The 21,795-nt window shown below is 69.5% G+C and carries 15 protein-coding genes; 7 read left to right on the top strand and 8 right to left on the bottom strand.

Annotated elements, in window-relative coordinates; translation table 11 throughout:
- Positions 1–8: 8 nt before the first annotated feature.
- Positions 9–626, top strand: a complete 618-nt coding sequence (locus tag ASE12_RS18735; RefSeq protein WP_056404115.1) for a TetR/AcrR family transcriptional regulator — start codon at positions 9–11, stop codon at positions 624–626.
- Between the two features lie 138 nt (positions 627–764).
- On the opposite strand, the gene ASE12_RS18730 is transcribed toward ASE12_RS18735, so the two are convergent.
- Complete coding sequence (locus ASE12_RS18730; RefSeq protein WP_056404113.1) at positions 765–1,157, bottom strand: holo-ACP synthase; 393 nt, start codon at positions 1,155–1,157, stop codon at positions 765–767.
- Positions 1,154–10,144, bottom strand: coding sequence for a type I polyketide synthase (locus ASE12_RS18725; protein WP_056404112.1), 8,991 nt, complete (start codon positions 10,142–10,144; stop codon positions 1,154–1,156). Before ASE12_RS18725 ends, ASE12_RS18730 begins: the two co-directional genes overlap by 4 nt.
- A 185-nt stretch (positions 10,145–10,329) precedes the next feature.
- On the opposite strand from ASE12_RS18725, the gene ASE12_RS18720 reads away from it, so the two are divergent.
- The 4 genes from ASE12_RS18720 to ASE12_RS18705 all read left to right on the top strand — a co-directional run bounded on the left by ASE12_RS18720 (position 10,330) and on the right by ASE12_RS18705 (position 14,577).
- Positions 10,330–11,271: an oxidoreductase gene (locus tag ASE12_RS18720; RefSeq protein WP_056404110.1), complete on the top strand. Its 942-nt coding sequence runs from the start codon at positions 10,330–10,332 to the stop codon at positions 11,269–11,271.
- Positions 11,268–11,840: a TetR/AcrR family transcriptional regulator gene (locus tag ASE12_RS18715; protein WP_082582396.1), complete on the top strand. Its 573-nt coding sequence runs from the start codon at positions 11,268–11,270 to the stop codon at positions 11,838–11,840. Before ASE12_RS18720 ends, ASE12_RS18715 begins: the two co-directional genes overlap by 4 nt.
- Before the next feature lie 88 nt (positions 11,841–11,928).
- Positions 11,929–12,888, top strand: a complete 960-nt coding sequence (locus ASE12_RS18710; protein WP_056404106.1) for a LysR family transcriptional regulator — start codon at positions 11,929–11,931, stop codon at positions 12,886–12,888.
- A gap of 87 nt (positions 12,889–12,975) precedes the next feature.
- Entirely contained in the window at positions 12,976–14,577 is a 1,602-nt protein-coding gene (locus tag ASE12_RS18705; RefSeq protein WP_082582395.1) for a M4 family metallopeptidase, read from the top strand.
- A 58-nt stretch (positions 14,578–14,635) separates the two neighbouring features.
- Here the strand turns inward: ASE12_RS18705 and ASE12_RS18700 are convergent, their stop codons facing one another.
- The 3 genes from ASE12_RS18700 to ASE12_RS18690 are packed head-to-tail and all read right to left on the bottom strand — an operon-like array spanning position 14,636 to position 17,781.
- Positions 14,636–15,388, bottom strand: coding sequence for an SDR family oxidoreductase (locus ASE12_RS18700; RefSeq protein ID WP_056404103.1), 753 nt, complete (start codon positions 15,386–15,388; stop codon positions 14,636–14,638).
- Entirely contained in the window at positions 15,388–16,605 is a 1,218-nt protein-coding gene (locus ASE12_RS18695; RefSeq protein WP_056404100.1) for an acetyl-CoA C-acetyltransferase, read from the bottom strand. The genes ASE12_RS18700 and ASE12_RS18695 overlap by 1 nt, the downstream gene beginning before the upstream one ends.
- A gap of 30 nt (positions 16,606–16,635) precedes the next feature.
- Positions 16,636–17,781, bottom strand: a complete 1,146-nt coding sequence (locus tag ASE12_RS18690) for an acyl-CoA dehydrogenase family protein (RefSeq protein WP_056404098.1) — start codon at positions 17,779–17,781, stop codon at positions 16,636–16,638.
- Positions 17,782–17,880: 99 nt separating this feature from the next.
- Between ASE12_RS18690 and ASE12_RS18685 the strand changes: the two genes are divergently transcribed.
- Positions 17,881–18,456, top strand: a complete 576-nt coding sequence (locus ASE12_RS18685) for a TetR/AcrR family transcriptional regulator (protein ID WP_082582394.1) — start codon at positions 17,881–17,883, stop codon at positions 18,454–18,456.
- Here the strand turns inward: ASE12_RS18685 and ASE12_RS18680 are convergent.
- Entirely contained in the window at positions 18,453–18,998 is a 546-nt protein-coding gene (locus ASE12_RS18680; protein WP_056404094.1) for a YceI family protein, read from the bottom strand. The two genes, ASE12_RS18685 and ASE12_RS18680, sit on opposite strands and share 4 nt — an antisense overlap.
- Before the next feature lie 99 nt (positions 18,999–19,097).
- On the opposite strand from ASE12_RS18680, the gene ASE12_RS18675 reads away from it, so the two are divergent.
- On the top strand, positions 19,098–19,571 hold the full coding sequence (locus ASE12_RS18675) for a MarR family winged helix-turn-helix transcriptional regulator (RefSeq protein WP_056404093.1): 474 nt from the start codon (positions 19,098–19,100) through the stop codon (positions 19,569–19,571).
- Here ASE12_RS18675 and ettA read toward each other — a convergent pair.
- Both ettA and ASE12_RS18665 read right to left on the bottom strand, forming a co-directional pair.
- Entirely contained in the window at positions 19,568–21,250 is a 1,683-nt protein-coding gene (gene ettA, locus ASE12_RS18670; RefSeq protein WP_056404092.1) for an energy-dependent translational throttle protein EttA, read from the bottom strand. The genes ASE12_RS18675 and ettA overlap by 4 nt on opposite strands.
- A gap of 42 nt (positions 21,251–21,292) precedes the next feature.
- On the bottom strand, positions 21,293–21,736 hold the full coding sequence (locus ASE12_RS18665) for a single-stranded DNA-binding protein (protein ID WP_056404091.1): 444 nt from the start codon (positions 21,734–21,736) through the stop codon (positions 21,293–21,295).
- Between the last annotated feature and the right edge of the window lie 59 nt (positions 21,737–21,795).

The following is a 21,795-nucleotide window of genomic DNA, read 5'->3' as shown; positions in this document are numbered from 1 at the left end:
TTGCGCCCGTGACGGCCGAGATCCTCGAACCCCGGCGCCGCCCGACGCAGGAGCGTAGCCACAAGAAGTTCGACCACCTGTTGCAGGTGTCGCGCGAGCTGCTGCTCGACGTCGGCTTCGAGTCGTTCACGTGCGAGGAGGTCGCTCACCGAGCGGGTCTGCCGATCGGCACGCTCTACCAGTTCTTCCAGAACAAGTACGTCATCGTGTGCGAGCTCGACCGGGTCGACGCCGTGGCCGTACGCCAGGAGCTTGCGAGCTTCGCCGAGGCGATCCCGACGCTCGACTGGCTGAAGTTCCTCAACCGGCTCGTCGACCACATGGCCGAGCTCTGGGTCAACGACCCGTCACGCCGGGCCGTGTGGCTCGCCGTGCAGTCGACGCCGGCGACCCGCGCGACCGCTGCGGTGACCGAGCGGGAGCTTGCGGCCGAGGTGGCGCGCGCACTGGCCCCGCTGACCCCCGGCACGCCGCGCGAACGCCGCCAGATCATGGCCGAGGTGCTGGTGCACGTCGTCTACTCGATGCTCAACTTCTCGATCCGCGACGGCCAGGAGCACGCCGAGTCGATCATCGAGCTCAAGCGGCTCGTCACGGCGTACCTGCTGAGCGCCGAGCACGCCTAGCCCGAAGGGCTTGGCGGTTTACCAAGAGGTCAGGGCGAACAGCCACTTCTCACGGCGCGCACACCCTGAGGTGTGGCGGTTTGCCCTGCGGAGCTGCCAGCTTGCCCTGACCTCTTGGTAAACCGCCACCGAGGAGCCTCAGGCGCGGGACAGGACGACGTACGCGATGGCGTAGTCACCGTCGTGGCTCAGCGAGACCTCGAGGGTGTGATCGGCGAGCCACTTCGCCACCTCGCCGTGCAGGCGTATGCGCGGGCGACCCCACGCATCGGCGACGACCTCGATGAGATGGTGCACGTGCTCGTCCATGACCGGCGGCTCGCCGTGGAGCGACGCCGACCAGGCCTTGATGACCGCCTCCTTGGCGGCCCAGCGCACGGCGAAGTGACGCGCGGAGTCGGAGGGACGACTCCGCACGTCACTTCGCTCACCGGGCAGGAAAGCCGTGGCGAACGTGGTTCCGGGTTGTTCCAGCTGGTCCGCGAAAGAAGGGACGTGGACCAGATCAACACCGACACCGACAACCGTCACTGGCACGACGCTCCGAAGTAGACGTCGTCCTCACCCAGCCGTGCCTGCGGGTCCAGGAGAAGTCCAGCCTCCCGGGTCCGCACTCCCTCACTGCCGAGGCGCCGATCGGCAGGACGCTCGTACAGCGACGCTCCGCCGTACATGGCCCTGACGAGACGCATCCGACCCTCGATGAGCCGTGCTTCCGCACGGGCGGCGTAGGAGGCGCGCTCCTCGTCGCTCAAGGTCGCAAGGAATGCCTGGGGGTGTGCGAGCGCGATGAGGCCCGCGACGTGACCGAAGCCAAGGCTCGTGAGGATGCCCGCCTTGAGCTGACCCGTGGCCAGCGGCTTGCGCAGCCAGACCAGGTGCTCGTGCTCGGCGAGGTCGTCCATGACGCAGTCGAGGCTGCGGTTCGGCGGGATGACCCCACCGGACAGCACCTGGCAGAGCCCGATGACCTGGAACGCCGCGGCGCCACCCTTGGTGTGCCCCGTGATGCTCTTCTGCGAGATCACGTAGAGCGGGTTGCCCTCGCTGCGGCCGATCGCCGCTGCGAGCCGCTCGTGCAGCTCGGACTCGTTGCGCTCGTTGACCCCGGTCGACGTGTCGTGCTTGGACAGCACGCCGATGTCGTCGGCGGTGAGGCCGAGCGTGCGCAGCGACTTCGCCAGCGCGGACTCGCGACCACCGAGGCCGGCCGCGAGAGCGCCCATGCCCGGAGCCGGGATCGACGTGTGCACGCCGTCGGCGAACGAGCCGGCGTACGCGACGACGCCGAGGACCGGGAGACCCATGCGCAGCGCGAGGTCACCGCGGGCGAGCAGGATCGTGCCGCCACCCTGCGACTCCACGAAGCCGCCGTAGCGACGGTCGTTGGCCCGGCTGAAGTAGCGGTCCTCGAGCCCCTTGGCGCGCATCGCCGCGGAGTCCGCGGTCGCCGACATGTCGGCGAAGCCCACGATGCCCTCGACGCTCAGGTCGTCGAACCCGCCGGAGACCACGAACTCGGCCTTGCCCAGCTTGATCTTGTCGACACCCTCCTCGACCGACACGGCCGTGGTGGCACAGGCGGCGACGGGGTGGACCATCGCACCGTACGAGCCGACGTACGACTGCACGACGTGCGCGGCGATGACGTTGGGCAGCGCCTCCTGCAGGATGTCGTTGGGCTTGCTCTCGCCCAGCAGCGTGTCGAGGTAGAGCGACTGCATCGACTGCATGCCGCCCATGCCGGTGCCCTGCGTGTTGGCGACGAGCGCCGGGTGGACCCAACGCATCAGCTCGGACGGGTTGAACCCGCTCGAGAGGAACGCGTCGACCGTGCAGATGAGGTTCCACAGCGCGACCCGGTCGATCGAGTCGACCATCTCGGCCGGCACACCCCACACCGTGGGGTCGAAGCCGGTCGGGATCTGGCCGCCGACCGTACGCGTGAGCGCCATGCGACGCGGCACGCGGATCTCTGTGCCGGCCTTGCGGGTCACGGTCCAGTCGCCGTCGGCTGTCGCCGCGATGACCGTACGCTCGGGGTCGGCGTCACGCAGCGCGCGCGCCTCCGCCTCGTTGGACACGGTGAACGACAGGTCCTTGTCGAGGAACACCGACGTCAGCAGCGGGGCCGAGTTGTCGACCATGTTGCCCTCGTCGACGTAGCGCCGGATGCCGACCGCCTCGCGGACCTTGTCCTCGTAGCGCTCGACGAGATCGGCCTCGTCGACCTTCTCCTGCGTCTCGGTGTCGAACCAACCGCCACCCTGCTCGTCCCAGCTGACCAGACCCGTGGTCCAGGCCAGCTCGAGGACGCCGGCGGCCGACAGCTCGTCGGAGACCTCCATCTCGAAGCGTGTACGAGAGGAGCCGTAGGGGCCGAGCTCGCCGGCACCGACGATGACCACGAGGTCCTCGGGCCTGGCGTCGACGGGTGCCCAGTCGAGCTGCTCGACGCGGTCGAGCTGGGCCGGCGAAGCGGCGAGCGCGGCGATCATGCCGGTCTCGTCCTCGTCGGCGGCGGACGGACGCGCGACGCCCTCGGCGAGCGCCTTCATGTCGAGCTTGACGCCCGCGAGGCCACCCGTGAGGTCGACCGTCAGCGGCTCGATGCGCGCAGCGGCGCGAGCCTCGGCGGTTGCGGTCTCGAGCAGGGCGGTCGCCATGTCCTCCGGCGACCAGGTGCGGACACCGGCAGCCTCGACGGCCTCGACCAGCGGGTCGTTGCCGCCCATGAGGCCCGTGCCGCGGACCCAGCCGATGATGGCGTGGCTCAGCGTGACGCGATCGGCCCACGTACGTTCTGCGGACCAGCGGGCCACGACGGCGTCGAGCGCGGCCTTGGCCTCGCCGTATCCGCCGTCGCCGCCGAACATGCCGCGGTTGGGCGAGCCCGGGAGCACGACGTGCAGCGTCGAGGTCAGGTCGCGGTCCTGGATGCCGGCCGAGAGCTGCCCGATCAGGCGCTCGACGGACCACAGCAGGATGCGCATGTCGACCTCGGTGCGGCTGCCGGCGTCGGTGAGGTCACCGGCGACGCGACCGGCCGCGAACGGGAACAGCAGCGTCGGCGTCATGGCCGGCTTGGCAACCGTCGTGACACCCGCACGGGTCTGCGTCTGCTCGCTGGTGAGCCAGCTCGTCAGCGCGTCGACGTCGGCGTACGACGCCATGTTGGCCGGGACGACCCACAGGACAGCTCCGGCGACGGCGTGCGTGCGGTAGAGCTCCTTGTAGAACGCGAGCCGCTTGGCGTCGAGGCTCGAGGTGGTCGCGACGACCGTCGCACCGCCCGCGAGCAGCTTGCCGGTGACGCCTGCGGCGATCGAGCCCTGGCTGGCACCCGTGACGACCGCGAGCTCTCCGGACCAGGTCTGGTCCGTCGGGCTGAGGGCGTCAGCGGCGATCTGCGTGAAACGCTCGGCCAATCGCGGGTCGGCGTGGTCCGCGTGCCAGCGGGCCTGCGCAGCGACGACCTCGCCGGCGCCGACGAAGCTGGCCTCGACGGTCTCGCCTGCGGCGATGCGGGCGAGGTCCTCGCGGGCGCTGGCCCAGCGGTCGTCGAGCACGACGGCCTTGAGCGGGTCGAACGCCGGAGCCGTGAGCTTGGCCCAGTCGCTGCCGAGCTCGGTCTCGACGCGGGCCAGGATCTCGGCCTCTGCCTCGTCCGTCTCGACGACGGCCGGTACGTCCGTGAGTCCGAGCTGGTCGAGCACCAGGCGCGCCGACGAGGCCAGGACACCGTCGGGACCGGTGATCTGTGCGGTGAACTCACCGAGGGCGGCCGCGTCGATCGTGGCGCCCTCTCCCCCGCCCGTGGACGGCAGGTCGACGCTGATGCCGTGGCGTGCGGCCACGGCCTGGACGCTCGCGTCGATCGCGGCGTCGACGTCGGCACCGGAGGCGAGGCCGCTCAGCGAGCCGTACTCGCCACCACGGACGCTCGACCCCTCGCGGCTCGACAGCGCGAGCTCGACGAGTGCGTGACTCGCCCAGCCCGGCCCGAGCTGCCAGACGTCGGCGACGCGCTCGGCGACGGCCGACTGGCGCTTGCCGGTCGGGCCGAGGACCTTCTTGAGGTGGTCGCCGAGGGCCTCGGCGAGCACCGGGCCGAACGGCTTGTAGCCGCGAGCCAGGCCCTTGACCTGCGCAGACAGCGTCGGCAGGTCCGCGTCAGCGGCGCCGTCGATCGCGCCGAGGCTGAGCTCACCACCGAGGTCGACGAGCAGCTGGTTGCGTCGCGACGAAGCGCCGTCACACAGCGACTCGATCGTGTCGGCGGCGCCGATCTGGTCGAGGCGCATCTTGGTCCACCAGGCGATGAGCACCGTGGTGGCGTCGGCGGCGTCGAACGTCAGGTCGGCCGGACGCGGCCCGCTCGAGGTCGCCGGAGCGGCAGCGGGGGCCGCAGCAGGAGCCGAGGCCTCGGGCGGGGAGGACTCCACCGGAGCTTCCTCCTGCTCGACGACCTGCTCCTCGTCGGTCGCGAAGACCGCGGCGCCGTCGCGCTCGAAGTTGAGCACCTCGACGGGTCCGCCGAAGCGGCCCGGGAGCTTGAGCGTCGAGGACGCGAGGTTGGCCACCGTGGGGGCCTGGCCGACACCGACCTCGATGAAGCGCTCGACACCGAGGTCGCCGAACAGCAGGTCCTGCGTCTCGATCCAGCGGACCGGGCTGGCGAACTGCCAGGCCAGCAGCTCGATCAGGACGACACGGCACAGCTCGCCGGGCTTCGCCGACCAGGTCGCGAAATCGGCCAGGACCGCGTTGAGCGGCTCCGACGGCACGAGGTCGGCGATCTCCTGCAGGAATGCACGGTCGAGCGAGAACGGCTTGGGCACGAGGTTGGGGACGTAGCGACCCTCGAGGATCGCGGGGTCGATCGTCGCCGGCAGCAGCTCGGTGAGGCGGTCGCGGAAGTCCGGGACGCCGTCGCGCAGCACCGTGGAGTGGAACGGCACGTCGATGCCGGGCACGAGGATGTAGGCAGCCTTGCCGCCGAACTCCTCGCGGCGACGCGTGATGTCCTCCTCGAGGATCTCCAGGCCGCGCACCGTGCCGGCGATCGCGTACTGCGAGTCGCGCAGGTTGTAGTTGACGATCTGCAGGAACTCGCCGGACTCGTCCGCGATGCGGTCGACGTACGCCGTGACGTTGTCGTCGTTGAGGCCGATCTGCGCCGGGCGGATCGCCGCGAGGCGGTAGTTGCTGCGGCCCTCGGCGTCGCGGGGCACGAGCGTGTGCATGACCGAGCCGCGCTGGAACACGACCTCGACGACGGCCTCGAGCGGGATGACGCCCGAGACGGCCGCGAGCGCGTTGTACTCGCCGACGGAGTGACCCGCGAGGATCGAGCCCTCGACGAACGCGCCGGACTCGCGGAGCTCCGCCATCTGTGCGGCACCGAGCACCGCCATCGCGACCTGCGTGAACTGCGTGAGGAACAGGACGCCGTCGGGGTGCTTGTGCGTCACGCCGTTGGTCACCAGGACCGTCGGGTTGTCGCGCACGACCGTGAGGATCGAGAAGCCGAGCGCGGCGCGCGTGTGCGCGTCGGCGCGGTCCCAGATCTCACGGGCAGCCTTGGAGCGCTGGTAACCCGCCATGCCCATGCCCTGGTGCTGGATGCCCTGGCCCGGGAAGGCGTACGCCGTGCGGGGCGCCTCGAGGCGGGCGGTCGCCGACATGACGACCTCGCCCTCGGCGCGGCACGTGATGTCGACCAGCTCGGCGCCGTTGTCGAGACCGATGCGGTCGGCCTTGACGTCGACCTTCACGCCCGGGCGGACCGGTGCGAGGAAGCGCGTGGTCCAGCCCGTGATGCGGCGGCCGGAGAGCACCTGCTGGGCCGCGGCGGAGACCCACATGCCGTGCACGATCGGCGCACCGAGCCCCGCGAGGCGGGCGGCGGCGATGCTGGTGTGGATCGGGTTGTGGTCGCCCGTGACGGCGGCGAAACCACGCAGGTCGGTGGGCGCCGTCAGCGTCGCCGCACCGCGCGACTTGCGCGGCGTGTCCTTGATGTCGTCGCCGAGCGCTCCGCCGGCGCGTGCCGGGTCGGAGAGCTCGCCGGCTCCGGTACGTCCGCGGATCGCGAAGCGCTCACGCAGCGTCGCGACCTCCCCTGAGGCGGAGGACACCGTGACGTCGACCGCGACGACCCGGCCGAAGCCGGTGTCCTCGATCGACTCGACGACCGAGGTGATCGTGAGCTCTGCGGGAGCGACGGGCAGCGCGTCGTGGAGGGCGATCGCGTGGTCGAGGTGGACCAGGTCGAGCATGCCCTCGATGACCGGGATGCCGGTCGAGGTGGTGGCCTCGCCGAGCACCGCGAAGACCGACGGCCAGGCGAGACCCACGAGCACGTCGGGCACGGGGTGGACCGGCACGTCTGCACCGGTGACACCGGCGTGGTCGGCGATCAGGTCCGGGTCCCACTCGACCGTGACGGTCGCGCGGCCGTTGTTGACCGACGGGACGTCGCCACCGGCAGCACCGGCGACGAGAGAGGACATCGCGGACGCGGCGACCTCGGTCGACACGACCGGGGCGGCGCCGGCGAGCACGGAGTCGTCGACCGCGATGCGCAGCGAGAGCGGACGTGCGAGCGGCACCTGCAGCTCAGCGGTGCGACCGTCGACCGCGACGAGCGCGGCGCCCGTCTCGGGGTGCTCGGCACGCTGCGGGTCGACGATGACCCACTCGGCACCGAGGCGGTGGACGGGGTTGCGAACGGTGCGACCGGCCCAGACGAGGTCGGGAGCGGCGAGCACGAGCGAGAGCACGTCACCGGCGCCCTCGACACGACGGCGACCGGTGACCCGCTGGGCGGCGCGGCCCGAGGCGAGCAGGCCGTCGATCGTGGCGTCCTCGAAACGGCGCAGCAGGTCGGCGACGGGCTCGTCGAGCCGGTCGATGCCGGCGACGGAGACGGTGCCGGGGATGACGCAGACCTCGTCGGCGGCGTAGCGCGGGTCGTGCGCCTGCCACAGCGAGTCCGAGCGCCACCAGCGGCGTACGTCCTGGTCGAGCACGGGCACGAAGTTGGCCGGCTTGCCCGGCGTCCGGCACTGGTCGACGAAGAACAGCACGTCGGCCGGGTGGAGGACGACGTCCTCCGCGCGCGGGTACGCCTCGAGCAGGGTGGTGATTGCCGCGGCGCCGTCGTCGACCAGGGAAGCGTCGGCGAAGAGCGTGGGGATGGTGCCGCGATCGGCAGCGTTGAGGCGGGCCTCGGCGCGCTGCAGCATCGCGTGGAAGCGGTCGCGGATCGTGACGTCGAGCCACGACGGCGTGCCGGACAGCTCGACGTAGCGGCGGAGCCACTGCGCGTACGTCATGGTGTCGACGTCGCCGAAGTAGGGCTTGGCCGTACGGTTGAGCGCCTCGATGATCTCGTCGCGACGTGCGGCGACCGCCTTGGCGTCGCCGGCGACCTCGTCGAGCAGGCGACCCGTGCGCGACGCCGTGTTGTCGATCTCGTGGATGTCGGCGCCGAGCTGGCTGCGGCCCGAGGCCATGCCGCCCTTGGCGCTGCCCGCGCCGACCCAGGTGCCCGTGCCGCGCGTGTCGACGAGCAGCTGCTTGACCTCGGGCGAGGTCGTCGCCTCCAGCGTCGCCATCGCGGCGGTGCCGACGAGGATGCCGTCGAGCGGCATGACCGGGAAGCCGTGGCGGCGTGCCCACTCACCCGTGAGGTAGGCCGAGGCGACCTCGGGCGTGCCGATGCCGCCACCGACGGCGACGACGACGTTGTCGAGGCTGCGCAGCTCGCCGTACGTGGCGATCAGCAGGTCGTCGAGGTCCTCCCACGAGTGGTGACCGCCAGCGCGGCCGCCCTCGATCTGGACGATGATCGGCGTCGGCGCGACGGCCTTGGCGATCGCGAGCACCTGGCGGATCTGCTTGACCGTGCCCGGCTTGAACACGACGTGCGTGATCTCCGCGGCGCGGAGCTCCTCGACGAGCTCGACGGCCTCGTCGAGCTCGGGGATGCCGGCGGTCACGATGACCGCGTCGATCGCGGCACCGGCAGCGCGGGCACGCTGCACGAGCCGCTTCTGCCCGAGCTGCAGCTTCCAGAGGTAGGGGTCGAGGAACAGCGAGTTGAACTGGTACGTCCGGCCGGGCAGCAGCAGCTCGTCGAGCTCGGCCACGCGATCGGCGAAGATCTCCTCGGTGACCTGGCCGCCGCCGGCGAGCTCGGACCAGAAGCCGGCGTTGGCCGCTGCGGCGACGATCTTGGCGTCGACCGTCGTCGGCGTCATGCCGGCCAGCAGGATCGGCGACTTGCCGGTCAGGCGGGTGAAGCGGGTCTCGACGTGCAGGCTGCCGTCGGGCAGCGTCACGACGCTGGGGGCGTATGCGGACCAGGGGGTCGCCAGGCGCGGTGCAGCACCGGCGGCGGTCAGCTCACGGTGGCCGCGACGCGTCGTCGTGGCGATGATGCCGGCTCCGCGGCTGCGCAGGTCACGCGCGGAGAGCCGGGCGGCGATGTCGGACGGGCCGAGGTCGAGGACCCACGTCGCGCCGGCGTCGAGTGCAGACTCGAGCGACGCGACCCAGTCGACGGGGTCGACGATCGAGCGCATCGTGAGCGTACGGGCGCGGGCACCGTCGAAGCCACAGGCCTCGGCCCAGGTGGCGACCAGGTCAGCGGCCTCGGCGAGGTCGGGGTGGTGGAAGGCGAGCTGGGCCGGCAGCGGCTCCAGGACGGGGGCGAACGGCGAGCCGCCGGTGACCTTGCGCTCACGATCGGCCTTCTCGGCCGCGGCGACCTCCTCGAGGCGAGCCTCGACGACGCGGAGACTGTCGGCGGGGCCGGACAGCACGACGCCGCGGCGACCGTTGCGGAGGCGCGAGACGACGCGCAGCGATGCCGGAAGCTCGGCGAGGATCGCGTCAATGCGCTCCGGCACGACGTTCGACACGCTCAGCATCGTCGAGCCGAGCAGGCCGCGGCGGCGGCCCACGAGCTGCGCCGCTGCACCCATGAGCCGGGCGAGGGCCAGCAGCTCGACGTCGTCGACGCCCGCCAGCGACTGCGTGGCGAGGTCACCCTGCGAGTGGCCGATGACGGCGACCGGGGCGGTCAGCTGCGTGTCGACGCCCTGGCGGCGCAGCGCGCGGAGGCCGGCGAGCTGCGTCAGGAGGATGCCGGGTACCGAGGCTCCGGGTGTATCCAGCACCGCGGAGCTCGGCAGTTCAGGTGCGTCGTCGTCCTCGGCGGACTCGCCGACGGCGATGACATCGGCCCACTCGAGGGGCGTGAACGTCACGCCGACCCGGGCGAGCTCCGCGGCGACCGGAGCGAGGCGCTCCTCGGCCTGCGACACGAGGGTCTCGAGCTCGGCCTCGAGCGCGAAGTCACGGATGAGTCCCGCGAGCGGCTCGAGCCACGGAGCACCCTGGCCGCCGAACGCGATGGCGTACGGCGTGCCGGTCGAGAGGCGATCGACCAAGGCGCCGCGGCGCTCGGTGGGCTGGATCGTGGCAAGCGGGGTGTCGATGGTCGTCACGTGGAATCCCTCGGGGTCACTGCCGTCGCTGGATCGACGGGCGGTCCCACCATCCTCTCAAAACATGAGGCTTTCCTCAAGTTTAATGCGAGGGTTTCCTCATGTTTTTCGCGAGATCTGGATCACCTTGACTCGGCAGACGGTGCAGGCTTAAATGAATGAACATTCAGTCATAGGAGACTCCCGTGAGTTGGACCCAGAACGACATCCCCGATCAGACGGGCCGCACCGTCGTGGTGACCGGCGCCAACGGGGGCCTCGGCCTCGAGTCCGCCGAAGCGTTGGCGGGCGCTGGCGCCCACGTGGTCATGGCCGTCCGCAACCAGGAGAAGGCCCAGGACGCCGTCGATCGCATCCGTGCCGCCCACCCCCACGCCTTGCTTGAGCTGGTCCCCCTCGACCTCGGAGATCTCGCCTCGACTGCGGCGGCAGCGAAGCAGATCCTCGCCAAGCACGACTCCATCGATCTGCTCATCAACAACGCCGGAGTCATGGCGATGCCGGAGCGCACCACGGTCGACGGATTCGAGATGCAGATGGGTGTCGACCACCTGGGCCACTTCGCGTTCACGGCCCACCTGCTGTCGGGCATCCTCGCGGCCGATGCCGCCCGAGTCGTCACCGTGACCAGCATTGCCCGGTTCCAGGGACGCCCGTTCGATCCCGCCAACCCGCACATGAAGGGCAACTACGGCGCCTGGAGGGCTTACGGACAGGCCAAGCTGGCCAACTATCACTTCGGTCTGGGACTGCAGAGCAGGTTCAAGGCCGCCGGCGTCGCCGCCGAGAGCCTCATCGCGCATCCAGGCCTGTCGCACACCGACCTCCAGAGCACGACCGCTGCCGAAGGCGGCGGCGGATGGCTCGGCCGAGCCTCCGAGACGTGGGCCGCACGCACGGGGATGCCGCCACACAAGGGAGTACGCCCGCAGCTGCGCGCCGCCACGGACCCGAGAGCGAAGGGCGGTCAGATGTATGGCCCGCTGCTCGCGTCCAACGGTCCGGCCGTCAGACGACCCATCCTTCGACGCATCGGGCTCGACAGGCGCATCAACGAGCTGTGGGACATGTCCGAGCGCGAGACCGGCGTGATTCTCGACGTGGCACGCGCTGCGAGATCGACATGATGAGCCCCGTCGCGGTCGATCGAGCCGAAGCGGTACGCCACGCCCTGATCCGGCTGGTGGCCCGCGACGGGTTCCACGGCACGTCGATGGCCGCCGTCGCCAAGGAGGCCGGGGTCGCGACCGGCACTGCGTACGTCCACTACGCGTCGAAGGACGAGCTCGTGATGGCCACGTACGTCGAGGTCAAGCACGCTCTGGGTGAAGCGGCACTGGCATCGGTCGACGCCGGCTCGCCGCTGCGAACACAGTTCGCTCAGCTGTGGACCGGTGTCCAGAAGCACCTCGAGGCCAATCCCGAGCGCGCCCGGTTCCTGGTGCAGGCTGACGGCTCGCCGTATGCCGAGATCGCGCACGAGCGCGCCATCTCCGCGATCAGCGACCCCTTGATGTCCTCCCCTGTGGTGGCCAACCTCCTCGAAGGGATGGTCGATCTACCGCCGGAGATCTTGTTCGACCTTGCAGTGGGCCCGGTCGTCCGGCTCACCGCAACCCGGCGCGGCATCGATGAGTCCCTCGTCGAGCCCTTGATCGAGGCGTGCTGGCGCGCCGTCACCGACTCGAGGAGCTGAACGCTCAGATCTGAGGCACACGTTCCGGCCCGGATTTGCCCCGCGCGTTCGGGGCATCCCGCGACTAGGCTGACGCCAGGGGGACGACATGGAGATCGAGACGCGCCATCTGCGGATGGTCAAGGCCGTGGCCGACGAGGGCAGCATCACCAAGGCGGCATCAGCGCTGGGCACGACGCAGCCGGCGCTCACCCGACAGCTCCGACGCATCGAGGACAACCTCGGCGGTCCCCTGTTCCAGCGTTCGCACGCCGGGGTCGAGCAGACACCGCTCGGCCGGCTCGTCGTCGGCCGTGCCACCGCCGTGCTCTCGGTGCTCGACACCCTCAAGACCGACGCGTCCAGCCTGCGCACAGCCCCCGCCCAGGTACGCATCGGGGTGCGCTTCGGCAACGCCCTGGTGGGTCTCATCCGCGGCCTGCGCGCGACCTTGCCGAGCACCGAGATCGTCACCGAGAGCGAGACCCGCATCGACGGCCTGCTCGACCTGCTGGGCTCGCACCGCATCGACTTCGCCGTGATCCACGAGTACGTCGGCAACGAGATCCCGCTCGACCCACGGCTGCTCGTACGCCCCGTCGGCTGCGAGCCCGGATTCGTCCTGATGTCCGCCGACCACCCCCTCGCGGACCGCGGCGAGCTCGACCTCGCCGACCTCGCGGACGAGACCTGGCTGCTGTCCCCCCTCGACGTCGACCGTGAGGCGGACTGCATGACCCGCATCTGCTGGGACGCCGGCTTCACCCCCAAGATCGGCCACTACCTCAGCGACGGGCTCAGCGTCGAGCTGATCCGCGCCGGCGAGGCGATCGCCCTCAGCACCCCGACCAACCGCGACTCCGGCATGGTGCTCAAGCCCTTGGCGGGCACCCCGATGCAGGTCCGGCGTCTGCTGCTGACCGAGCGGGACAACCCCTTCGCCGACCACCTCGACAAGCTGGCCCGCTTCACCGCCGACGTCCTGACCGAGACCCTCGAGCGTCAGCCCGTCTACCGATCCTGGGTCGAGCACCACGGTCCGCTGGCGATGACGCGACCACGGTCCTGACCTCCGATGGCATGGTCATCTGGCATGACCCAACGCCTCTCGATGTGACTAGCGTCACGCCTACGTCAACCGAGAGGACCACCACTCATGAAACATGTCTTTGCCATCGGAGGAGCAACCCTCCTCGTGGCCGGGCTGGGCGTTGCCACGCCCTCTCTGAGCGCAGCAGCCGACAACAGCGGCGATCCCGCTGTCGTGGCCAAGGAGTACATCCAGGAGCATCCCGCCAAGGTCGAGGGCACGTCCAAGGACGCCTACCAGCTCGTCGACACAGTCGGATCGAGCAACGGCGCCAGCCACGTGCGGTTCAACCGTACGTACGACGGCCTGCCGGTGCTCGGCGGTGACCTCGTGGTCCACCTCAGCGCCGCCGACAGCCCGCAGAGCGTGTCCGTCGCGCAGACGGCTCCCGTCGCGGTGAGCACGACGCCCAAGGTGTCGTCGGCCTCCGCCGCCGACCGGGCCCGAGACGAGTTCGCCGGGCGGAGCGTCAGCAAGGCGGGCTCGCCGAAGCTCGTCGTCGACGCGCGCCACGGCAAGGCCGTCCTCGCCTGGCGGTCGATCGTGACCGGCGTTCAGGCCGACGGCCAGACGCCGAGCCGGCAGGTCGTCGTGACCGACGCCAACACCGGCAAGGTCCGCAGCGCCGAGGAGACGATCCTGACGCCGATCAAGGTCGGCACGACCACCAACCAGAAGGCAGCCGCCAGGCCCGGCGTCGCTGCGACCGGGACGGGTCGCGGCATCTTCGTCGGCACGGTCTCGATCAGCACGACCGGCAGCGGCAGCAGCTACACGATGGTCGACGCGACGCACGGCAACGGACGTACGTGCGACCTCAGGAACCGCACCTCCGGCACGTGCACGACGTTCGCCGACGCCGACAACGCATGGGGCAACGGCACCGTCAGTGACCGCGCCTCAGCGGGTGTCGACGCGCACTACGGCGCCGCCAAGACGTTCGACTACTACAAGTCGAGCTTCGGCCGTCAGGGCATCTTCGACAACGGCAGCGGCGTACCCTCACGGGTCCACTACGGCAACGGCTACGTCAACGCCTACTGGGACGGCAGCCAGATGACGTACGGCGACGGAGCCGGCAACCGGGCACCGCTGGTCGAGCTCGACGTCGCGGGCCACGAGATGTCCCACGGCGTCACCGAGAACTCCGCCAACCTCGGCTACTCCGGCGATGCCGGCGGTCTCAACGAGGCCACCAGCGACATCTTCGGCACGATGGTCGAGTTCTACGCCAACAACCCGAACGACACGCCGGACTTCCTGATCGGCGAGGAGATCAACATCAACGGCGACGGCACGCCGCTGCGCTACATGGACGATCCTCGTCGCGACGGCGCGTCCTACGCGTGCTGGAGCACCGCGGTCCCCCGGTCGGATCCGCACTACTCCTCCGGAGTGGGCAACCACTTCTTCTTCCTGCTCGCCAACGGCAGTGGCCAGAGCACGTACGGCAACAGCCCGACGTGCAACGGCTCCACCGTCGCCGGAATCGGCCGGGCCAAGGCCGCGGCGATCTGGTACAAGGCGCTCACCGAGCGCATGACCAGCACCGAGACGTACGCCAAGGCGCGAGTCGACACGGTCGCCGCCGCGACGACGCTCTACGGCGCCAGCAGCCCCGAGGTCGCTGCGGTCAAGGCAGCGTGGTCGGCGGTCAGCGTCAGCTGACCGCACACAAGCGTGCGGCCCATCTCCTCTCGGGAGATGGGCCGCACCGCGTGGTGGCTCAGACGCCGCCGGTGAGCGTCAATCCACCGTCGATCGTGATGGTCTGGCCGGTGATCCAGGCGGCGTCCTCGGACAGCAGGAACGCCACGACCGAGCCGATGTCGTCCGGCACGCCGAGCCGCTTGAGCGGGTACGCCGAGGCGACCTCTTCCTCGCGGCCCTCGTAGAGCGCCGTCGCGAACTTGGTCTTGACGACGGCCGGCGCCACCGCGTTGACGCGGATCTCCGGTCCGAGCTCCACGGCGAGCTCCTCCGTCACGTGGATCACGCTGGACTTGGACGCGCCGTAGACGCCGATGCCGGGCGCGGGCTTGAGGCCGGCGACCGACGCGATGTTGACCATCGCGCCGCCGTTGGCCTCCATCCAGGCGCGGTAGACCTTCTGCGCCCACGCGATCGACGAGACGACGTTGACCCGGAAGATCTTCTCCGCAGCCTCGAGATCGATGTCGATCATGCGCCCGTACGCGGGGTTGATCCCGGTGTTGTTGACCAGGAAGTCGATGCGGCCGAACGCGTCCATCGTCGCCGCGACTGCCTCGTCCTGATGGGCTGCGTCGTCCGCAGCCCCAGCCGCGAAGATCGCGTTCTCCGCGCCGCCGAGCGACTCGACGGCCTCGGCCAGAGGGCCGGGCTTGCGGGCCGTCAGGCACACGCGTGCGCCGTCAGCCACGAGACGTTCGGCGACGGCAAGGCCGATACCCCGGCTCGCGCCGGTGACGATCGCGACCTTGCCGTCGAAGCGGCCCATCAGGAGAGGCGCTCCAGCACCATCGCCATGCCCTGTCCGCCGCCGACACACATCGTCTCGACGCCGAACTGCTTGTCGTGGTGCTGCAGCGAGTTGATCAGCGTGCTCGTGATGCGCGCGCCGGTCATGCCGAACGGGTGGCCGACCGCGATGGCGCCGCCGTTGACGTTGAGCTTGTCGATGTCGATGCCGAGCGCCTGCGCCGAGCCAAGCGCCTGGACCGCGAACGCCTCGTTGATCTCGAACAGGTCGATGTCGTCGATGCCCATGCCGGCGTGGCGCAGCGCCTGCTTGACCGCCTCGACCGGGCCGAGGCCCATGATCTCCGGGGACAGACCCGTGACGCCCGTCGAGACGATGCGGGCCAGCGGGGTGAGGCCCAGCTCCTTGGCCTTGGTGTCGCTCATGATGACGACTGCGGCTGCGCCGTCGTTGAGCGCGCAGCAGTTGCCGGCCGTGATCGTGCCGTCGGGACGGAACACGGGCTTGAGCTGCGACACCGCTTCGTACGTGACGCCGGCGCGGGGTCCGTCGTCCGTGCTGACGACGGTGCCGTCGGGCAGCGTCACCGGCGTGATGTCCTTGGCCCAGAAGCCGTCGGCAAGAGCCTTCTCGGCGAGGTTCTGGCTGCGTACGCCGAACTCGTCCTGCTCCTGGCGGCTCATGCCGATGAGCTGCTGGACGTTCTCGGCGGTCTGGCCCATCGCGATGTAGGCGTCGGGCAGCGTGCCGTCCTCGCGCGGGTCGTGCCACGCCTCGGCGCCGCCCTGGGCACGCTTGTCCGTACGGCTGACCGCCTCGTCGAAGAGCGGGTTGTGCGCGGCTGCCATGTCGGCCATGCCGTTGGCGAACCGGCTGACGGTCTCGACGCCGAGCGACAGGAACACGTCGCCCTCGCCGGCCTTGATCGCGTGGAACGCCATCCGCGTGGTCTGCAGGCTCGACGAGCAGTAGCGGTTGACCGTGACGCCGGGCACGTGGTCCATGCCGGCCTGCACGGCGACGATGCGTCCGAGGTTGTTGCCCGACTCACCCGCCGGCTGGCCGACGCCCAGGTGCAGGTCGACGATGTCACGCCGGTCGAGCTCGGGGACCTTGGCGAGCGCGGCCTCGAGCATCATGACCGAGAGGTCGTCGGGACGCATGTCCTTGAGCGATCCCTTGACGGCTCGGCCGATGGGCGAACGGGCGGTGGAGACGATGACTGCTTCGGGCATTGCGTTGCCTTCCTGATGGGTGGTCCGGCCTCAGAATCCGAGGTCGCGGCCGATGAGCTCTTTCATGATCTCGTTGGATCCGGCCCAGATCTTGCTGACGCGGGCATCGCGCCACGCACGCGCGACACGGTACTCGTTCATGAAGCCGTATCCGCCGTGCAGCTGGACGCAGTGGTCGAGGACGTCGTTCTGGATCTCCGACGACCACCACTTGGCCTTGGCCGCGTCGATCGCGGTCGCCTCACCGTTGCTGTGGGCGAGCACGGCCTGGTCGACGTACGCCTCGGCGACCTCGATCTTGGTCACCAGCTCCGCGAGCAGGAATTTGTTGTGCTGCAGGCTGCCGATCGGCTGCTTGAACGCGACCCGGTCGTGGGCGTACTGGATCGTCTCGGCGAGGATCTGCTTGGCGTGGGCCACGTTGGACACGGCGCAGGTCAGTCGCTCCTGCGGGAGCCGCTCCATCATGTAGATGAAGCCGCGGTCGACCTCGCCGATGATCCGGTCGTCGCCGACGCGCACGTTCTCGAAGAACAGCTCGGACGTGTCGGCCTCGCTCTGCCCGACCTTGTCGAGCTTGCGGCCCCGGCTGAAGCCCTCGTCGGTCGCCTCGAGCCCGAACAGCGTGATGCCCTTGGCCCCCTTGTCGGGGGACGTACGGACCGCGGTGAGCACGAGGTCGGCGGAGTAGCCGTTGGTGATGAACGTCTTGGAGCCGTTGATGACCCACTCGTCGCCGTCACGCACCGCGGTGGTCTTGAGCGCAGCAAGGTCGGAGCCGCCGCCGGGCTCAGTCATGCCGATCGCCGTGACGATCTCACCGGTCGCGCAGCCGGGCAGCCAGCGCTGCTTCTGCTCTTCGGTGGCCAGGTCGACGATGTAGGGCACCGCGATGTCGGCATGGATCGCCATGCACGACGCGAGCGCCGCGTTGAGCTTGCTCAGCTCCTCGGCCCAGATGGCGTTGAACCGGAAGTCGCCGGCCTCCGCGCCGCCGAGCTCCTCGGGGATCTCCAGGCCCAGGAACCCTTCGGCGCCCGCAGCGAGCCAGAAGTCGCGCGGGAGCGCCTTCTCCTCGAGATACGTCTCGAGGTTGGGGGTCACATGCTTGGCCAGGAAGGCCGCGCAGGAGTCCCGGAACGCCTCGTGGTCCTGGTCGTAGATCGTCCGCCGCAATGCACTGCCTTCGTGATCAGGGAAACTGGGGGAAACGCGCTAAGCGCTTGCTTAGCATGCAAGCCCTCCGTCATGCTGTCAACCGAAAGAGGAGTGGACATGACGACCATCACGGCACGTGAGCGGCTCATCAATGCCGCGATCGAGGCGTTCGCGGAGAAGGGCTTCGCCGGTACGACGACCCGCGACATCGCCTCGCGCGCCGGCATGAGCCCCGCCGCGGTCTATGTGCACCACGACTCCAAGGAGAGCCTGCTCTTCACAGTCAGCATCGAGGGTCACCGCAGCGCGTTCGACGTCATCACCCGCGCGTCGGCGTCGAGCACCGACCCCGTCGAACGGCTCCGGTCGATGGTCTACGACTTCAGCCTCTGGCACGCCGACAACAGCCGCGTCGGGCGGATCGTGCAGTACGAGTACCACGCACTGACCGACGAGCACCGCGCCGAGGTCGCGACGTACCGGCGCAGCATCGAGAAGACGATGCAGGACGCCCTGGCCGACGGTGTCGACCAGGGCGTCCTGCATGTCGATGACGTCCCGGGGACCGCGTTCTCGCTGCTGTCCCTCGGCGTCGATCTCGTGCGGTGGTTCGAACCGGGCGGATCACGCTCCGGCCATGAGCTGGCCAGCCTGCATGCCGATCTGGCAGTCAGGATGACCCGCCGCACCTAGGCCTGGAGAACGGCTTCGGCGTTGATGTGGATCGAGATCTTGTCGCCGACCATGACCTTGCCGCCCTCGAGCGGGATGTTGAAGTCGATGCCGAACTCCTTGCGGCTGATCTCGGCCGTGGCCTCGATGCCGACGCGGGTGCCGCCCCACGGGTCGCCGCCCTCACCGAGGAACTCGGTCGCGAGCTCGACGGGCTTGGTGACGCCCTTGATGGTCAGGTCGCCGACGACGACGAAGTCCGTGTCACTCTTCTGGATGATGTTCGTGGAGACGAACGTCATCGTCGGGTGGCTCTCGACCTCGAAGAAGTCGGCGGAGCGCAGGTGGTTGTCGCGGTCGGCGGTGCCCGTGTTGATCGTGTTGAGGTCGACCGTGACGTTGACCGAGGAGGCCGTGATGTCGTCCTTCGTGACGATGGTGCCCTCGAAGCCCTCGAACTTGCCGCGGACCTTGCTCACCAGGTGACGGACCGAGAAGCCGATCTCGGTGTGCGAGGGGTCGATCGTCCAGGTGCCGGTGCTGACTGCAGTTGCGGTGGTCATGAATTCTCCTCAGAAGTATGTAGTTGATCCTTCAACAAGATAGACTCTACCACGAGGTTGAAAATTCAATCAACAGTCTCACAGAGTAGGATAGATCACATGGAGACGACGACAGCCACCCCGTGGCTCACCGAGGAGCAGCAGCGCATCTGGCGCTCATTTCTCGGGGGCACCACCGTCCTGATGGACCGCCTCGACCGGGACCTGCGCGCGGCGCACGGTCTGTCGATGCCCGAGTACGAGATCCTCGTGCGGCTGTCAGAGGCGCCGGGCCGCGCGATCCGCATGGCCGAGCTGGCCGATGCCGTCGCACACTCGCGCAGCCGGGTGACCCACACGATCGCCCGCCTCGAGCGCGAGAACATCGTCGTACGCGGGCAGTGCTCCGAGGACGGCCGTGGCGTGTCCGCCGTGCTGACCGACCACGGCTTCAGCGTGCTCGAGTCCGCCGCGCACACCCACGTGCAGGGTGTGCACGACTACCTGATCGAGAACGCCGACGCCGAGGACTTCATCGCGATGGGCCGCATCATGCAGAACGTCGTCGAGCAGCTCCACGGCAAGAACTTCTAGTCGCGCGTCAGCTTGCGGTAGGTCACGCTGTGCGGGCGGGCAGCCTCTTCGCCGAGGCGCTCGACCTTGTTGACCTCGTAGTCCGCGAAGTTGCCCTCGAACCAGAACCAGCGGGCCGGCGTCTCCGCGTTGCCCTCCCACGCCAGGATGTGCGTGGCGACGCGGTCCAGGAACCAGCGATCGTGCGAGACGACCACGGCGCAGCCGGGGAAGTCCAGCAGGGCGTCCTCGAGGGACTGCAGGGTCTCGACGTCAAGGTCGTTGGTCGGCTCATCGAGCAGCAGCAGGTTGCCGCCCATCTTGAGCGTCAGCGCCAGGTTGAGCCGGTTGCGCTCACCGCCTGACAGCACGCCGACCTTCTTCTGTTGGTCGGGACCCTTGAAGCCGAACGACGCCACGTAGGCGCGGCTCGGGACCTCGTAGTTGGCGACCTTGATGAAGTCGAGCTCGCCGGAGACGAGCTGCCAGATGTTGAGGTCGTTGTCGATGCCGCCACGCCCCTGGTCGACGTAGGAGATCTTGACCGTCTGGCCGACCTCGAGCGAGCCCTCGTCGGGTTTCTCCTCCCCCACGATCATGCGGAACAGGGTCGACTTGCCGACACCGTTGGGGCCGACCACACCGACGATGCCGGCGCGCGGGAGGTCGAACGTCAGGCCGTCGAACAGCTCCCGGTCGCCGAAGCTCTTGTGCAGGTCTTTGGCGTTGAGCACGACATCACCGAGGCGCGGCCCGGCGGGGATGTTGATCTCCTCGAAGTCGAGCTTGCGGCCGCGCTCGGCCTCGGCGGCCATCTCCTCGTAGCGGCTCAGGCGGGCCTGGTTCTTGACCTGGCGCGCTTTGGCGTTGGACCGCACCCACTCGAGCTCCTTGGCCAGGATCTTGGCGCGCTTGGCGTCCTTCTTGCCCTCGACCACGAGCCGGGCCTGCTTGGTCTCGAGGTAGGTCGAGTAGTTGCCCTCATAGGGATGGGTCTTGCCGCGGTCGAGCTCGAGGATCCACTCGGCGACGTTGTCGAGGAAGTAGCGGTCGTGGGTGATGGCCAGGACGGCGCCGGGGTAGGACGCGAGGTGCTGCTCGAGCCACAGCACGCTCTCGGCGTCCAGGTGGTTGGTGGGCTCGTCGAGGAGCAGCAGGTCGGGCTGCTCGAGCAGCAGCTTGCAGAGCGCGACGCGTCGGCGCTCACCACCGGAGAGGTGGTCGACCAGCTCGTCGGGCGGCGGGCACCGCAGGGCGTCCATCGCCTGGGCCAGCCGGGAATCAAGGTCCCAGGCGTTGGCGTGGTCGAGGTCGGTCTGCAGCTCGCCCATCTCGGGCAGCAACGTGTCGTAGTCGGCGTCCGGGTCGGCCAGCTCCTCGCTGATCTTGTTGAACCGGTCGATCTTGGCCTTGATCTCGCCGACGGCCTCCTCGACGTTCTCCAGCACCGTGCGGCCCTCGGTCAGCGGCGGCTCCTGCAGGAGGATGCCGACGGTCGCGTCGGGGTCCTTGATCGCATCGCCGTTGTCGGTCTGCACGATGCCGGCCATGATCTTGAACAGGGTCGACTTGCCGGTGCCGTTGGGGCCGACGACACCGATCTTGGCGCCGTGGAGGAACGACAGCGTGACGTCGTCGAGCACGACCTTCTCGCCGAGCTTCTTGCGGACGTTGCGGAGGGTGAAGACGTAATCGGCCATATGGACAAGCCTATAGATCCGCGCCCAACCCGACGAATCGGATCAGGCCGCAGGTGTCTGTGCCGGCTCACCCTCGAGGGCGGCCAGGGCTGCTCCCGTGTCCTCACGCGCGGCGGCCGGCGGCTGCCGGTCCACCCGCTGCAGCTTGGTGACGCCCCACGTGAGGTCGTGGCCGATCAGGCTGGCCTCGAGCACCGTGCTCTCGCGGGGCTCGCCGTCCTGCGTCGTCCACTTCTCGGTGCGCATCTTGCCGATCACGACGACCGGATCGCCGACCTCGAGCGAGTCGGCGACGTTCTGCGCGAGGTTGCGCCACGCCTTGACCGAGATCCAGATCGTCTCGAGGTCACGCCACGTGCGGGTCGCCTGGTCGAAGTAGCTGGGCGTCGACGCGACCCGGAACAGGACCCACGGCACGGTGCCCTCTCGCAGCTCGACCTTGGTGCCGACGCGGCCATGGAAGGTCAGGGTGTTGTCGTTGGACATGGAGATCTCCTTCGCGGTTGAGGAGCTCCAGCCTCGTCACCCTCGGCACGCGACGACAG

It is taken from the genome of Aeromicrobium sp. Root236 (genome assembly GCF_001428805.1).
In the GTDB taxonomy this organism is placed as follows: Bacteria; Actinomycetota; Actinomycetes; order Propionibacteriales; family Nocardioidaceae; genus Aeromicrobium.
Note: the sequence above shows the minus strand (reverse complement) of the source record. Positions and strands in the feature narration are given on the sequence as shown.

What these genes read in the sequence shown, in the direction of transcription:
- ASE12_RS18700 (WP_056404103.1), bottom strand. Translation starts at nt 15,388, where the DNA reads ATGGGCCGCTTCGACGGCAAGGTCGCGATCGTCACCGGCGCGAGCCGG.
- ettA (WP_056404092.1), bottom strand. Translation starts at nt 21,250, where the DNA reads ATGGCCGATTACGTCTTCACCCTCCGCAACGTCCGCAAGAAGCTCGGC.
- ASE12_RS18715 (WP_082582396.1), top strand. Translation starts at nt 11,268, where the DNA reads ATGATGAGCCCCGTCGCGGTCGATCGAGCCGAAGCGGTACGCCACGCC.
- ASE12_RS18680 (WP_056404094.1), bottom strand. Translation starts at nt 18,998, where the DNA reads ATGACCACCGCAACTGCAGTCAGCACCGGCACCTGGACGATCGACCCC.
- ASE12_RS18705 (WP_082582395.1), top strand. Translation starts at nt 12,976, where the DNA reads ATGAAACATGTCTTTGCCATCGGAGGAGCAACCCTCCTCGTGGCCGGG.
- ASE12_RS18665 (WP_056404091.1), bottom strand. Translation starts at nt 21,736, where the DNA reads ATGTCCAACGACAACACCCTGACCTTCCATGGCCGCGTCGGCACCAAG.
- ASE12_RS18710 (WP_056404106.1), top strand. Translation starts at nt 11,929, where the DNA reads ATGGAGATCGAGACGCGCCATCTGCGGATGGTCAAGGCCGTGGCCGAC.
- ASE12_RS18675 (WP_056404093.1), top strand. Translation starts at nt 19,098, where the DNA reads ATGGAGACGACGACAGCCACCCCGTGGCTCACCGAGGAGCAGCAGCGC.
- ASE12_RS18695 (WP_056404100.1), bottom strand. Translation starts at nt 16,605, where the DNA reads ATGCCCGAAGCAGTCATCGTCTCCACCGCCCGTTCGCCCATCGGCCGA.
- ASE12_RS18685 (WP_082582394.1), top strand. Translation starts at nt 17,881, where the DNA reads ATGACGACCATCACGGCACGTGAGCGGCTCATCAATGCCGCGATCGAG.